At 74.3% G+C, this 15145-nt stretch carries 10 protein-coding genes; 5 read left to right on the forward strand and 5 right to left on the reverse strand.

What is annotated here, in order from left to right; translation table 11 throughout:
- Positions 1–35: 35 nt before the first annotated feature.
- Complete coding sequence (locus tag HHX30_RS04040; protein ID WP_169979408.1) at positions 36–1229, forward strand: FAD-dependent monooxygenase; 1194 nt, start codon at positions 36–38, stop codon at positions 1227–1229.
- Positions 1230–1256: 27 nt separating this feature from the next.
- Positions 1257–3101, forward strand: a complete 1845-nt coding sequence (asnB, locus tag HHX30_RS04045) for an asparagine synthase (glutamine-hydrolyzing) (protein ID WP_169979410.1) — start codon at positions 1257–1259, stop codon at positions 3099–3101.
- Between the two features lie 158 nt (positions 3102–3259).
- Here asnB and HHX30_RS04050 read toward each other — a convergent pair whose 3' ends face one another.
- Complete coding sequence (locus HHX30_RS04050) at positions 3260–4222, reverse strand: alpha/beta fold hydrolase (protein WP_169979412.1); 963 nt, start codon at positions 4220–4222, stop codon at positions 3260–3262.
- Between the two features lie 23 nt (positions 4223–4245).
- A complete protein-coding gene (locus HHX30_RS04055; protein ID WP_169979413.1) occupies positions 4246–5607 on the reverse strand; it encodes an FAD-binding oxidoreductase in 1362 nt (453 codons plus the stop codon).
- A gap of 179 nt (positions 5608–5786) precedes the next feature.
- Here HHX30_RS04055 and HHX30_RS04060 point away from each other — a divergent pair, with 179 nt between their 5' ends.
- Positions 5787–8708 (forward strand): LuxR C-terminal-related transcriptional regulator, encoded by a 2922-nt coding sequence (locus HHX30_RS04060; RefSeq protein WP_169979415.1) that lies wholly within the window; start codon positions 5787–5789, stop codon positions 8706–8708.
- 97 nt (positions 8709–8805) lie between these two features.
- Positions 8806–9222, forward strand: a complete 417-nt coding sequence (locus HHX30_RS04065) for an SgcJ/EcaC family oxidoreductase (protein ID WP_169979417.1) — start codon at positions 8806–8808, stop codon at positions 9220–9222.
- 168 nt (positions 9223–9390) lie between these two features.
- Here HHX30_RS04065 and HHX30_RS04070 read toward each other — a convergent pair whose 3' ends face one another.
- Genes HHX30_RS04070 through rfbH form a run of 3 tightly spaced genes read right to left on the reverse strand, consistent with a single transcriptional unit; the run spans position 9391 to position 13455 of the window.
- Positions 9391–10416, reverse strand: coding sequence for a glucose-1-phosphate thymidylyltransferase (locus tag HHX30_RS04070; protein ID WP_169979419.1), 1026 nt, complete (start codon positions 10414–10416; stop codon positions 9391–9393).
- A complete protein-coding gene (locus tag HHX30_RS04075) occupies positions 10413–12092 on the reverse strand; it encodes an amino acid adenylation domain-containing protein (RefSeq protein ID WP_169979421.1) in 1680 nt (559 codons plus the stop codon). Before HHX30_RS04075 ends, HHX30_RS04070 begins: the two co-directional genes overlap by 4 nt.
- A 58-nt stretch (positions 12093–12150) precedes the next feature.
- Complete coding sequence (rfbH, locus tag HHX30_RS04080; RefSeq protein ID WP_169979423.1) at positions 12151–13455, reverse strand: lipopolysaccharide biosynthesis protein RfbH; 1305 nt, start codon at positions 13453–13455, stop codon at positions 12151–12153.
- Between the two features lie 329 nt (positions 13456–13784).
- Between rfbH and HHX30_RS04085 the strand changes: the two genes are divergently transcribed.
- Positions 13785–15131: a nucleotide sugar dehydrogenase gene (locus HHX30_RS04085; protein WP_169979425.1), complete on the forward strand. Its 1347-nt coding sequence runs from the start codon at positions 13785–13787 to the stop codon at positions 15129–15131.
- The last annotated feature ends 14 nt before the right edge of the window (positions 15132–15145 follow it).

A 15145-nucleotide genomic window follows, 5' to 3' on the forward strand; every position in this document is an offset into this window, starting at 1 on the left:
ACCAGTGAGAACAGTCCAGCAGTGAGGGGCAGGAGATGACGACCGTACTGATCGCCGGTGGCGGCGTCGGCGGCCTCGCCGCGGCCATCGCCGTCGCCGGCCAGGGGCACCGGGCCGTGGTCCTGGAACGGCGCGAGGAGTTCACCGAGATGGGGGCCGGCATCCAGATCGCCCCCAACGGCTTCCGCGCGCTCGACCGGCTCGGCGTCGGCGACGAGGTCCGCGCCCTCGCCGTGTACATCGAGGAGCTGCGCTTCATGGACGGCACGACCGGCGAGCGCGTGGCCGGCATGCCGCTCACCGAGCGCTACCGCGCCCGGTTCGGCAACCCGTACGCCGTGGTGCAGCGGATGGACCTCTACGGCCCGCTGCTGGCGGCCTGCCGCGAATCGGCCTGGATCGAGCTGCGCGGCGGCGGTCACGTCGTCGGCTACGAGCAGGACGCGGGCGGCGTCAGCGCGGTCCTCGCGAGCGGCGAGCGGGTGCGGGGCGGCGCGCTGATCGGGGCCGACGGCATCCGCTCGGCGGTGCGCGCCCGGCTCGTCGGCGACGGCGACCCGCGGGTGTCCGGGCACACGATCTACCGGTCGGTCATCCCCATGGACCGGGTGCCCGAGGACCTGCGGTGGAACACGGTCACGCTGTGGGCCGGCCCCGGCTGGCACTTCGTCCACTACCCCATCGGCGGCGGCAGGTTCCTCAACCTGGCGGCCACCCGCGACGACGGCGCGCGGCACGTGGTGACGGGCCGGCCCGTCCCCCGCGAACGCGTCCTCGGCGAGTTCCCCGGGCTCGGCGACACCGCCGCGCGCCTCCTGCGGCTCGGCGAGGAGTGGAGGGAGTGGGTGCTGTGCGACCGCGACCCCGTGGACGACTGGACCGACGGCCGGGTGGTGCTGCTCGGCGACGCGGCGCACCCCATGCTGCAGTACGCCGCGCAGGGCGCCTGCATGGCCCTGGAGGACGCGGTCCTGCTCGGCGAGCTGCTCGACTGCGGCGCCGACGAGTTCCCCCAGCGCTTCGAGAAGTACAACGCCCTGCGGCGGGCGCGCACCGCGGCGGCGCAGATCGTCGCCCGTGAGATGGGCCGCGTGCTGTACCACCCGGCCGGCCACGGCGCGCTCGCCAGGAACCGGATGCTGGCCGCGCTGTCCGACGACGAACTGCACGACAAGGTCTCGTGGCTGCACGGCGCCCGGGACTTCGTCGAAGCCCTCCCCCTGAGCTGAACCGACCCTAGAGAGGAAACCCCTGATATGTGCGGCATCGCCGGCTGGGTGAGTTACGCGAGCGATCTGACCGGGCAGACGGAGACGATCTCCGCCATGACCGCCACCCTGGAATACCGGGGACCGGACGCGGGAGGCGTGTGGACCTCTCCCCGCGCCGCCCTCGGGCACCGCAGGCTGGCGATCATCGACCTGGAGGGCGGGCGGCAGCCGATGGCGGCCGGAGACGACGCCCTGCCGGTCATGACGTACAACGGCGAGGTCTACAACTACCGGGAGCTGCGCGCCGAGCTCGAGGCGCTGGGCCAGGAGTTCCGCACGTCGAGCGACTCCGAGGTGGTGCTCCGCGCGTACCTGCAGTGGGGCCCGGCCTTCGCCGAGCGGCTCGACGGCATCTTCGCCCTGGGCATCTGGGACCCCCGCACCGAGGAGCTGCTGCTGGTCCGCGACCGGATGGGGGTCAAGCCGCTCTACTACTACCCGACGCCCGACGGCCTGCTGTTCGGGTCGGAGCCGAAGACGATCCTCGCCCACCCCGAGGCGGAGGCCGTCGTGGACGCCGACGGGCTGCGGGAGATCTTCAGCATCGTCAAGACTCCGGGCCACGCGGTGTTCCGCGGCATGTACGAGGTCCGTCCGGCCACCGTGATGCGTTTCTCCCGCGACAGCGCGTCCGAGGAGTGCTACTGGCGGCTGGAGGCCCGCGAGCACACCGACGACCTGGCCACGACGATCGTCACCGTGCGCCGGTTGCTGGAGGAGATCGTGGAGCGGCAGATGGTCGCCGACGTCACCGTCGGCACGCTGCTGTCCGGCGGCCTCGACTCCAGCGCCATCACCGCGCTCGCCGCCCGCGTGCTCGCCCGCAAGGGGGCCGGGCCGCTCAAGGCGTTCTCGGTCGACTTCCAGGGGCACGAGACGCGGTTCCGGTCGAACGTCCAGTGGGAGGACCCGGACACGCCGTTCGCGATCGAGGTCGCCGAGCACGTGGGGGCCGAGCACATCATCGTCGAGCTGGAGAACGCGCAGATCCTCGACCCCGAGGTGCGCGAGGCCGTCCTGCGGGCCCAGGACCTGCCGGTGTCCACCGGCGACATGGAGTATTCCCTGCTGGTCCTGTGCCGGGCGCTGAAGGAGCGCATGACGGTGGCCCTGTCGGGGGAGGCCGCCGACGAGCTGTTCGGCGGCTACACCTGGTTCCACGACCGCGAGGCCGTCGAGTCCGACACCTTCCCCTGGCACCACCCCTTCGAGAAGGCCGGCGGGATCGGCGCGCTGCGCGCCGTCGGCCTCTGGGACCGGCTGGGGCTCGGCGAGTACGTCAAGCGGCGCTACACCGAGGCGCTCGAGGACGTGCCGCGGCTGCCCGGCGAGACCGGCCTGGAGGCGCGGATGCGGGAGCTGACCTTCCTCAACCTCACCCGGTGGGAGCGTTTCCTGCTCGACCGCAAGGACCGGGTCAGCATGGCCGCGAGCCTGGAGGTCCGCGTTCCGTTCACCGACCACCGGCTGGTCGAGTACGTCTACAACACGCCCTGGGCGATGAAGAACTTCGACGGCCGGGAGAAGAGCCTGCTGCGCGCCGCCATGCGCGGGGTGCTGCCCGACTCGGTGCTGGACCGGAAGAAGAACCCCTACCCCTCCACGCAGGACGAGAAGTACGAGGTGGCGCTGCGTGATCGGATGGAGGAGATCCTCGCCGAGGGCGGCCCGGTGCTCGACCTGGTGTCGGAGTCCGAGGTGCGCATGCTGCTCGACGCGCCCGTCGGCACGTACGCCATGGGCGGGCCGTGGAGCGCCCGCGCGGTCATCGAGAGGCTGATCGAGTTCAACACCTGGGTCCGGATGTACGGCGTGCGCGTCGAGCTGTGACGACGAGGAGGGATGACGACCAGGAGCCGATGACGACCAGGAGCTGATGACGAGGAGCGACCCCCCGGGACGGCCGTGACGCGGCCGTCCCGGCGGCGTTCACAGCGGCGTTCACGGCGGCGTTCACAGCGGCGTTCAAGGGGTACGCGGCGGCGGGTTCAGGAGGCGGCGAGGAAGTGGCTCAGCACCGGTGCGAGCGCGGCGGCCGTCTCCGCGTGGTGCCCCCCGCCGCACACGAAGTCCGCCTCGTCATGGTGATCCCCGCCACCGGCAGAGCGCGCCTCACCATGGTGATCCCGGCCACCGGCCGCAGAGCGCGCCTCGTCATGGTGATCCCGGCCGCCCGGGGGAACCGTCTCGGGGTGGTCCCGCCTGCCGGCGGCACCCGCGAGGAGCCGCAGCCGGGCGCACGGCAGGACGCCGGCGAGCGCTCGCGCGGCGCCCCGCAGGAACGCCGGACCCCCGGCCCGGCCGGTCACGAGCACGGGCGCCGTGACGCAGGCCCAGCGGTGGGCCGGCAGCGGCGCGCCGGACATGGTCGCGCCCATCACGGAGCCGTCGTAGACGAGGGTGTGCGCGGCGGCCTCGAACACGGGCCACGCCGGGGATCGCCGGTGCAGGGCGACGCGCTCCGCGGGCACGTCCGCCGCCCGCGTCAGGAAGAACTCGACCGCGTCCCCCCGCCGGCCGGCGGCCAGCAGCGCGGTGAGCCTCGGGAGGTAGTCCTGTGGCAGCGGGGGACGGCTGTCGCCGACGACGAACGGCGGCTCGACGACGGCCAGGCGCGTGATGCCGGGCAGGCGGCGGGCCGCGTCGAGGGCGAGGACGGCGCCGGAGGAGAACCCGCACACCGCCGCCGCGCCGCCGGCCTCGGCGACGAGGGCCTCGATGTCCTCGATCTCGCGGGCCACGGCGTACGGCGCGGTGTCCCCGCTGCCGCCCCGGCCGCGGCGGTCGTACCTGATCACCGTGAAGGACGGGGCGAGGATCGCGGCCAGCCGCTCCGCGACCGGATCACACGCCCGGTGGCGGAGCGCGCCGCCGACGAGGACGACCGGCGGCCCCCCACCCGCGCGGTTGAACGCGATGGGGGTGCCGTCGGCCGAGGTCACGGTGCTCATCGGGGGCCGGAGCCGGCGGGTGGTCAGCCGGCCGGGGGCACGTTGAGGTTGACGTGGAAGAAGTTGTCCGGGTCGTAGGCCCGCTTCACCTCGCGCAGGCGCCGCCAGTCGTCCGGGGTGTAGGCCGCCTCGGTCCTGGCGGGGTCGTGCAGGAAGTTCAGGAAGGTCCCGCCGTTCACGTGCGGCCGCAGCGCCCGCTCGATCTCGGGGACGTGCGCGTCGATGACGACCGACAGCGGCACCGAGCGGTGGGCCACCGGCCCGGCGTCCGGCCCGGCCGCGGCGATGGCGCCGCCCCAGTGGCGGATCTCGACGGTCGTGACCGGCGAGCCCGGCCGCTCGCCCGCCCGCACCAGCGTCTCGATCACGGGGTCGGGCAGCGTGGGGAGCAGTTCCACGTGCATGGGCGCGGTGCCGCCCATCATGGCGTGCCCGAACGGCGTCGTCCGCATGGTGTCGAGCAGCGCCGGTCCCGCCGCCGCCCACAGGGGCCGCAGGAACCGGCGGGCCTCGTCCGCCTCGCCCGCGTACATGGCCTGGATGCCGATCACCCGCCTGCCGCGCAACTGCGGGGGCAGGCCCGGCTCGTGCGGCATCCGGGTGATCAGGATCGCGGTGCTCAGCTCGTCGGGCGCGCCGGCGATCCAGTCGCGGTAGAACGCGAGCGTCTCCGCGGCCCGGTCGGCGGCGAAGAACGCGGTGCCCGCGTGGACGCGGGCGACCGGGTGGAGCCGGAACTCCAGCGAGGTCACGACGCCGAAGTTGCCGCCGCCGCCGCGCAGGGCCCAGAACAGGTCGGGATGCCGGTCGGGGCCGACCGCGACGATGTGACCCTCCGCCGTGACGACCTCGGCGCGGACCACGCTGTCCGCGGCGAAGCCGTACTTGCGGGCGAGCCAGCCGAAACCGCCGCCGAGCGTGTAGCCGGTCACGCCGACCGACGGGACCGGGCCCGCCAGCGGCGCCAGGCCGAACGGCTCGGCCGCCGCGGTCACCTCCTGCCACATGACGCCGGGGCCGACGCGGGCGATCCGCTGGGCCGGGTCGACCAGCACCGAGCCCATCGCGCCCGTCCTGAGCAGCAGGCCGCCGTCGCACGCGACCTGCGTGCCGTGCCCGGTGGCCTGGACCGCGAAGGGCAGGCCGGACTCGCGCGCCGCCACGATCGCGGCCCGCACGTCCGCGGGGCTCGTCGCCTCGGCGATCAGCGCCGGCCGCGGGTCGATGCTCGAGTACGGCGCCTCCCGGAGCGCGTCGTAGGCGGCGTCGCCGGGGAGGTGCACGGCGCCGGCGAACTCGCGGCGCAGGTCGCGCGCCACGGCCGGTCCGTCGCCGGGCCCGGCCTGCCGGGCCTGGTACGCCTGCCGCTGGACGTGCTGGCTCATCTCGGAAAACCTTCCCTCGTCTCGCGTGTCGACGGCGCGGTCGGGCTGCTGTCCGCCGTGCGCCCCTACTCCTGGCTCCGGATCAGGATCTCCCGCAGACGGGCTCCGGGGCATCCGTGGTGACCACGGATTCACCACGGACGCGCCACGGACCCGGGCGAATGGGTGAAGATGTTGCGGTGACGTCGACGGGGCGCGGTGAGGTGTCCGCACGCGAGGCCGAGGTGCTCGAGGCGCTCGGTGCCCATCTGTCGAACGCCCAGATCGCACGGCGGCTGCAGATCTCGGTGCGCACGGTGGAAAGCCACGTGTCGTCGTTGCTGCGCAAGTACGGCGTCGCCGACCGGCGCGCCCTCGCGGCCGTCTTCGAGCAGGCCGCGGCCGAGCGGGCCGCCGCCGAGCGGCACAAAGCCGAGGGGCACAAAGCCGAGGGGCACCGAGCGGAGGGATCCGGAGCCGAGCGGCACGGTATTGGGGGGCACAGAGCCGAGCAGCACGGAACCGAGCAGCACGGAACCGAGCAGCACGGAGCAGGGGGTCACGGGGCACCGGAAGGGCCGCCCGCCCGGCTGGCAGGCCTGCCGGCGGCCCGGACCTCGTTCGTCGGGCGTGAGCGGGAGCGCGAGGCGGTGCTCGCGGCGTTCGAGACCGCGCGGCTGGTGACCCTGCTCGGACCCGGCGGAGTCGGCAAGACCCGGCTGGCGATGGTGGTGGCCGGGGCGGCCGCCGCCTCGTTCGCCTCCGGCGGCGCGTTCGTCGACCTGGTGCCGGTGAGCGAGGGCTTCGTCGCGCAGGCGGTGGCCACCGCTCTGGACGTGACGGAACGGCCCCGCCAGCCGCTCGACGACGCGGTGACCGAGCGTCTCGGCCGGGACCGGTCGCTGCTGGTGCTCGACAACTGCGAGCACCTTCTCGACGAGGTGGCCGCGTTCGCGGTGCGGGTGCTCGACCTGTGCCCCGGCACTCGGATCCTGGTGACGAGCCGGGCCCGGCTGGGGGTCCCGGGCGAGCGCACGATCCCGGTCGCCCCGCTGCCGCCGACGCCCGAGGCCGAACGGCTGTTCCACGAGCGGGCCGTCGCGGCCGACCCCGACTTCACCGCCGATCCCGCCCTGGTCGCGGAGCTGTGCGCCCGGCTGGACGGCATGCCGCTCGCCATCGAGCTCGCCGCCGCGCGCAGCGCCTCGTTGGGCGCCGACGGCCTGCTGACGGCCCTCGGCGACGTCCTGCGGCTGCTGGTCGGCGGTCGCGGGCCCGACGAGCGGCACCGGTCGCTGCGCACGGTCATCGGCTGGAGCCACGACCTGCTCGGCGAGGACGAGCGGGCGCTGTTCCGGCGGCTCGCCGTGTTCGCCGGCGGCTTCGACCTCGACGCCGCCGTCGCGGTGACGCCCGGCGGCGACACGAGCGAGGTCGCCGACGTCCTCGGGCGGCTGGTCGACAAGAGCCTCGTGGTGCACCTGCGGGGCCGGCCGAGCCGGTGGCGGCTGCTGCGGACCGTGCGCGCCTTCGCCGCCGACAGGCTGTCCGGCAGCGGCGAGGAGGCCGAGATACGGGAGCGGCACCTGACGTGGGCGACGGCGGCCGCCGCGGATCTGGAGAGCCGGCTTCCCGGCGAGTGGCGGGACGGCGGATGGCGCGACGGCTTCGACGCCGTGGCCGACGACCTGCGCGCGGCGCTCGCCGCGGCGCCGCCCGGCCCGGGCGAGCGGCCGCATCGCCTGGCCCGGGCGCTGGGCCATCTCACCTACGCGCGACGGTTCCTCACCGAGTCGCTGCGCCACTACACGGAGGCCGCGCGCCGGGCGCCCTCCCCCGCGGAGGCGGCCCGCGACCTGCGCAGCGCCGCCGACGGCGCGCACGCCATCGCCCCCTCCGGCGACCGGGCCTTCGACCTGCTGCTCGCCGCCGCGGAGCGGGCCCGCGACGGGGACGACGGCGACGGCAGGGCGATCGCCCTCGCCTCCGCCGTCGTCACGGCCAACCGGTTCTCGGCCGGCTTCGCCGAGGAGGTCCCGTACGAACGCCTGTGCGGCCTGCTCGACGAGGCGGTGCGCGCCGGCGACTCCGGCGACCCCGTGGTCGCTGCGGCGCTCGCCGCCGCGGCGGCCTGGAACGCCGGCCCGGAGAAGATGAACCCGGACGCCGCGCTCGCGCGGACGGCGGTCGCGGCGGCCCGCGCCACGGGCGACCCCGTGCTCGTCAGCGCCGCGCTCGACGCGGTGTGCGCCGCGGAGACCACGGCCGGGCGGCTGCGGGAGGCGCACCGGGTAACCCGGGAGCGCTTCGCCCTGCTCGCCGCGATGCCCAGGGACGCCCCCCGGGCGGCCCCGGAGATCGTCGACACCTTCACCATGGCCTCGACGTACGCCGTGGCCACCGGCAACCTGCACACCGCGCTGCTGACGGCGCGCGCCGCCCTGGACGACGACCTCCTGGGCCACCACTCCTATCTGTCCGCGCTCAACCTGATCCTCCCTCTGGTGCTCACCGGGGAGTTCGAGGAGGCCCTGCGCCACGCGCCGGCCGTGTGGGACGGCTGGGAGCGGGCCGGCAGCCCCACCGCCGGCTGGCTGTCCCCCGCGGTCGCCGCGATCGCGCTCGCGCACGGACTGCGCGGCGACGAGCACGGGTTCCGCTTCTGGCGCGCGCGTGCCACCCAGGTCGCGGGCCGGGCCCGCAACCACGCGTCGTTCGCGACGTTCGTCGACGCGCGCATCGCCGTCCACCTCGCGCGGTACGGCGACGCGGCCGCGCTCGTGGACCTCGTCTTCACGGACTTCCCGCAGGGGCGGTACCAGACGTACGCGCGGGCCGCCGGGGCGGAGCTCGCCGTCGCCGCCGGGCTGCCCGACGCCGCGCGGCGGATCGCGGCCGCCGCCGAGGGCAACGAGAACGACTGGGCCGCCGCGTGCCTCGCCCGCGCGACCGGGCGGCTGCACGGCGACCTCGCCGCGCTGGAGGCGTCCGTGCGGGGGTGGGAGCGCGTCGGCGCCCGGTTCGAGCGCGCCTGCACCCTGCTGCTGCTCCCCGGGCACGCCGGCGAGGGGCGTGCCGAACTCGCGGCCCTCGGCTGCCCGCCGCCGCCCCCCGGCGCCTGACGCCGTACGGGAGCGCACGCGCAGAGATGCGTGGTCAGCGGCCCGGTCACGACGATGGGGAGGTGAGTTCCAGCCGTCCAGCGAAGGAACAACGAGCATGAGCGCAACTTCGACGATCAACGACGAGATCGCGGCCCTCCGCGAGGTGCCCGGGCGCATCGTCGCCGCCTGGGCCGGCAACGACGCCGACGCCTTCGCCGCGGCCTGCACGGAGGACGCCACCATGATCCTCCCCGGTGACGTCTTCGTCAGCGGACGCGAGGCGATCCGCGAATTCTTCAAGGCGGCCTACGCCGGGCCGTACAAGGGGACCCGGGTGACCGGCGAGCCGATCTCGGTCAAGTTCATCGGCGCCGACGCGGCCGTGCTGGTCACGCGGGGCGGTGTCCTGGCTCCCGGTGAGACCGAGGTCGCGCCGGAGCGGGCCATCCGGGCCACCTGGGTGCTGGCCAAGCAGGACGGCACGTGGCTGATCACCGCCTACCAGAACACCCCGATCGGCGCGGCGGCCTGATCCGCGCGCGGAACCGGCGACGAGGAGGACTCCGCGGAGTCCTCCTCGTTCCGTTTCCCGGGCCCGTCCTCGGCGGTCAGTGATGCGGACCGGCGGCTCAAGCGGCTCGGGCGGCTCAAGCAGCTCAGCGGCTCGGGCGGCTCAAGCGGCTCAAGCTGCTCGGGCGGTTCAGGCGGAGATCTCCACCCGGGTGTGGTCGCCGACCAGCAGGCGGTGCCGCGCCGCGCCGGGCCGGGTGGGGCCGATCACGGCGCCGCGCCCGATGATCGACCCGTACAGGCCGGGGACGTCGGAGATCGACGCCCCGTCCAGCACGATGGAGTCGGCCAGCCGGGTGCCGCGCAGCACGCAGCCCGCCCCGACGGAGACGTGCGGGCCGAGATGGCAGTCCTCCACCAGCGTGCCGGGGCCGATGATCGCCGGCCCGGTGACGACGGAGCGCACCACGCGGGCGCCGGGGGCGACCAGGACCTGTTCGCCGAGCTCGCCGAGCAGGCGGCGGTTGCACTCCAGGACGTCCTCGGCCTTGCCGGTGTCCTTCCAGTAGCCGCGATACTCGGTGGCCTTCACCGCCGCGCCCCGCGCCAGCATCCACTGGATCGCGTCGGTGATCTCCAGCTCGCCCCGGCGGCCGGGCGGGATGGCCTCGACCGCCTCGTGGATCGCGGCGGTGAAGAAGTAGACGCCGACGAGGGCCAGGTCGCTGAGGGGGTGCGCGGGCTTTTCCACCAGCCGCCGCACCGCGCCCGCCTCGTCGAGCTCGACGACGCCGAACTCGCGGGGGTCCGGCACGCGGTGCACCACCACCTGGGCGGCCGGCCGCCCGGCGCGGAAGTCCCGGGCGATGCCGGCGATCCCGTCCGGGAGCATGTTGTCCCCGAGGTACATGACGAAGTCGTCGTCCCCCAGGAACGGCCGCGCCAGCCGTACGGCGTGGGCCAGCCCGAGCGGCTCGTGCTGCGGGATGTAGGTGACGCGCACGCCGAGGCGGCCGCCGTCGCCGATCACACGCGCGATCTCCGAGCTCCAGTGACCGACGACGAGCCCGACCTCCGTGACGCCGCAGTCGCGGATGTTGCCCAGCACGTGCTCCAGCACCGGCCGGTTCGCGATGGGGATGAGCTGTTTGGGCATGGAGTAGCTGAACGGCCGCAGCCGGGTGCCCGACCCGCCGGACAGCACCAGGGCCTTCACGCGATCATCCCCTTCGGCCGCGCCTGGGCCGCCTGCCGGTTCTCGCGTTCGCGCCGCAGCCGGTCCCGGTCCACCTTGCCACCGGCGGTGCGCGGCAGGTGGCCCACGACGGTGAAGGTCACGGGCGGCATGGCTTTGCCGAACCAGCGGCGCAGCGCGGCGCGCCAGGCGGCCGGCGTCGCCTCGGCGGCGGCCGGAGCGCGCGGGACGACGTAGGCCGCCAGGCTGGCGACCTGGCGGTGCGCGCCCGGCACGGCGACGACGGCGCACTCGGCCACGCTCTCGTGCGCGTTCAGGGCCGCCTCGACGTCGCCGAGCTCCAGCCGGATGCCGTTGAACTTCACCTGGAAGTCGCGGCGTCCCTCGAACTCCAGCACGCCGTCCGCCGTCCACCGGCCCCGGTCGCCCGTGCGGTAGTACCGGCCCCGGCGGGCGGACCCGCGCGGCGGGCGGAAGGCGGACCGCTCCCCCGCCGCGGCGCCGGCGTACCCGGGGGTGAGGTAGGGGCTGCGGATGACGAGCTCGCCGGTGACGCCGGGCGGGCAGTGGCGGTCCAGCTCGTCCAGCACCAGCACCACGCGCCCGGGGATGGGCCGGCCGATCGGCACGCGGCCCTCGGCCGGCTCCGCCACCTCGTGCCAGGTGGCGAGGATCGACTCGGTCGGGCCGTACAGGTTGACCAGCCGGGTCGCGGGCAGGGCGGCGCGCAGGCCGCCGGCCAGCTCGGCGGTGAGCGGCTCGCCCGCCAGCAGGAGGTGGCCCAGCGCGGGCGGGCGCCCCTCCGGTCCGAGGCCCGTGATCGCCTCGAGCAGGCGGCGGGCGAAACTGGGCACGGTCTGCAGGTGCGTGACGCGCTCGGCGGCGAGCCAGTCGGCGAGGCGCTCGGGGTGCGCTCTGATCTTCGGCGGCACGGGGCAGAGCGTCGCGCCCGCGACGAGCGGGGCGAACATCTCCACGAGGCTCGCGTCGTATCCCGGCGCCGCCCACTGGGCCACCCGGGAGCCGGGCCCGATCCCGAACTCCCGGGCGAACCAGGTCACGAACTGCGCGAAGCCCCGGTGGGTCTGCGGGATGCCCTTGGGCCTGCCGGTCGATCCGGAGGTGTAGGCGACGTACATGAGGTCGTCCGGGCCCGCGCCGGACGCGGCGGACGAGACGGCGGGGGGCGGCGCGGGGGCCTGCGCCGGTCCGAGCAGGCCGGCGACGTCCAGGATCGTCCCGCCCAGGGTGCGGCGGTACCAATCGGCGAGCTCGTCGCGCTCTGCCGATTCACCCCCCGCCGCGTCACCTCTCGCCGCGTCACCTCTCGCCGCGTCAGCTCTTGCCGCGTCGCCGGAGACACCGTCGAGCAGCAGCCACGCGGGGCGCAGGTCCTCCAGCACGGCGGCGCCGCGCTGTCCGGCCGCGCCGGGGTCCAGGCAGAGCAGGTGGGCTCCCGCGCTCAGCACCCCGAGCACGGCGGCGGCCTGACGCGGGCCGGGGTCCATCCGCACGGCCACCGGCCGGCCCGCCGCGCCGCCCGCGGTCAGCGCCGCGGCGACCGCGGCCGCCTGCCGCGCCAGCTCGGCGTAACCGACGCCGTGGCCGCCCCGGGCGATCGCGACGTCGTCCGGCCGGGTCAGCGCGTGCCGGAGCACCCGCTCGTGAACCGGCCGGAAAGTGAGCGGTACGCGCATCTCGGTCCCCCTCGGAACGCGGATCGTCTCGTGCGCAACCGGCAGCGCGGCCGGGCGGTCATCCACGTGCCCGCACGAATTCGGTGATGGACGAGACGACGTAGTCGATCATCTCGTCGGTCAGGCCCGGATACACCCCGACGTGGAAGGTCTGGGTGGTGATGATGTCGGTGTTGGTCAGCTCGCCGACGACGCGGTACGGCTGGTCGGCGTAGGCCGGGTGCCTGATCAGGTTGCCCGCGAACAGCCGGCGTGTGCCGATCTTTCGGTTCTCCAGGAAGTCCACGAGCTCGCTCGCCCCGAACGGCGCCTGCGGGTCGACCGTGATGACGAAGCCGTACCAGCTGGGGTCGCTGCGCGGGGTCGCCTCGGGGAGCAGCAGGTGCGGCACGCCGTCCAGGCCCTCGCGCAGCCGCCGCCAGTTGCGCCGCCGCGTCGCGCAGAAGTCGTCGAGCTTGTCGAGCTGGCTGAGGCCGAGCGCCGCCTGCAGCTCCGTCGCCTTCAGGTTGTAGCCGACGTGCGAGTAGATGTACTTGTGGTCGTAGCCCTTCGGGAGCGTGCCCATCTGGTAGTCGAACCGCTTGAGGCAGGTGTTGCTCTCGCCGGGCTCGCACCAGCAGTCGCGGCCCCAGTCGCGCAGCGACTCGACGATCCGGGCCAGCACCAGGTTCGAGGTGAGGACGCAGCCGCCCTCGCCCATCGTCATGTGGTGGGCCGGGTAGAAGCTCACCGTCGCGAGATCGCCGAAGGTGCCGGTGGGCTCGCCGTCGTACAGGGCGCCGACGGCGTCGCAGTTGTCCTCGATGAGGAAGAGGTCGTGCTCGGTCGCGAGCCGGGCCATGTCCACGACGTCGAACGGGTTGCCCACGGTGTGCGCGATCATGATGGCCTTGGTCTTCGGGCCGATCGCCCGCTCCACCGCCTCGATCGTCGGGTTGTACGTGCCGAGCTCGACGTCCACGAAGACCGGCACCAGGCCGTTCTGCAGGATGGGGTTGACCGTCGTCGGGAAGGCCGCGGCGACCGTGATCACCTCGTCGCCCGGCCGCAGCCGCATGTCCTGCAGCCGCTGCGAGGTCAGCGCGGAGACCGCCAGCAGGTTCGCGGAGGACCCGGAGGTGGTGAGGAACGCCTTGCGCCGCTTCATCTTGCGGGCGAACGCGGACTCGAACTTACGCGCCCGCTGACCGGCGGCCACCCGCAGGTCCAGCGCCGCCTCGACCAGGGCCACGCGGTCCTCGACGTCGTGCACCGCGCCGGTCGGCCAGATCTCGGTCACCCCGGGCACGAATTCACCGCCGGTCTGGACATCCTGGTGATACTTGCGGACCTCGTCCAGGATCAGCGCCTTGTGATCGTTCATCTCCGGTCCTTATCGGTCGAGTGGACGGTGCCGGTCGTCTTCCGGCCGGCCACGGGCAGGCCACGGGGGAGCCACGGACGCACCGTCCCAGCATCCGGCGGCGCCGCCCGCCCCGCATCTCCTGGATTGCCGCCCCGGGCGTCGTAATTCGCGCCGTATTACGCGCGGCGTTTTTCCCTTTCGCACGCCGGGAGATGCGGCGGGCGGCGGCCGGGAATGACGATGCGAACGGAGAATCGCGTCAGGATCCGGCGGTACGCCGGAAATATCGACGGGGACGCGCCCGGCAACACCAGGAAACACATTCCATTTCGACTCAGGAGCGTTTCATGCGTTTCCTACCCGACCAGCGGGACCTGAAAGTGGCGGTCGTCGGACTCGGCTACGTCGGCTCGTGCCTGGCGGCGATCCTGGCCGACCGCGGCTGCACGGTCACGGGCGTGGACATCGACACCGCCCTGCTCGCCGAACTGGCCCGCGGGCACTGCCGCTACCAGGAGCACGGCCTGCCCGAACTCGTCGCGGCCGCGGTCGCGTCCGGACGCCTCCGGGTGACCGCCGACTACGCCGGCGTACGGGACGCCGACGTGGTGCTCGTCGCCGTCAGCACGCCCGTCCACCCGGACGGCTCGCTGCTGGACGACCACCTGCGCGAGGCGTGCCGGCGTCTCGGCGCCCACCTGCGCGAGGGCCAGCTCGTGCTGCTCAAGAGCACGGTGCCGCCCGGCACCACCCGGGATCTGGCCCGGCCGCTGCTGGAGCGCGGCGGGCTCGTCGCGGGTGAGGACTTCGGGCTCGCGTTCACCCCGGAGCGGTTCGCCGAGGGCACCGCGCTGCGCGAGCTGCGCTCCCTCCCGATCGCCGTGGGCGGGCTGAACGACGACAGCACCCAAGCCGGGATGGAGTTCTGGCGCCGCGTGCTCGACGTCGCGATCGTCCCGATGGACTCCCCGGAGGCCGCCGAGATCGTGAAGCTGGCGGACAACTGGTGGATCGACCTCAACATCGCGCTCGCCAACGAGCTGGCCAAGTTCTGCGCGCTGTACGACGTGGACGTGCTCGACGTGATCGCGGCGGCCAACACGGTCCCCAAGGGCACGGGGAACGTCAACATCCTGCTGCCGAGCGTGGGCGTGGGCGGGTCGTGCCTGGTCAAGGACCCGTGGATGGTCTGGCACTCGGCCCGCCGGCGCGGCCTGGAGATCCAGACCGCCCCGGCCGGGCGCAGGGTCAACACCGGCATGCCGGAGTACGCGGCGCAGCTGGTCGTCGACACGCTGGTGCGGCTCGGCAAGGACCCCGCCACGGCCACGGTGGCCGTGCTGGGCGCGGCGTTCAAGAACGACACGGGCGACCTGCGGGCGACGCCGGTGGAGGCCTTCGTGACGACGCTGGCCAAGGCCGGGGCCACGGTCCGCGTCCACGACCCGCTGGTGGACCCGGTGCAGGCCGAGGCGCTGTTCGGCGTCGCTCCCTGCGCCGACCTGCGGGAGGCCGTACAGGACGCCGACTGCGTCGCCGTCATGGCCCTGCACCGGCCGTTCAGGGACATCGACTTCGCGGACCTGCCGGTGGCGCCGGACTGCCTGGTGCTGGACGGCCGGGCCTACTACCCGAAAGACAAGATCGCGGAACTGCGCCGGCTCGGTTACGTCTACCAGGGCGTCGGGCGGTGAATTCCGCGCCGGCC

The sequence above is a fragment of the Microbispora sp. H10836 genome (assembly GCF_012999525.1).
Lineage (GTDB): Bacteria > Actinomycetota > Actinomycetes > Streptosporangiales > Streptosporangiaceae > Microbispora.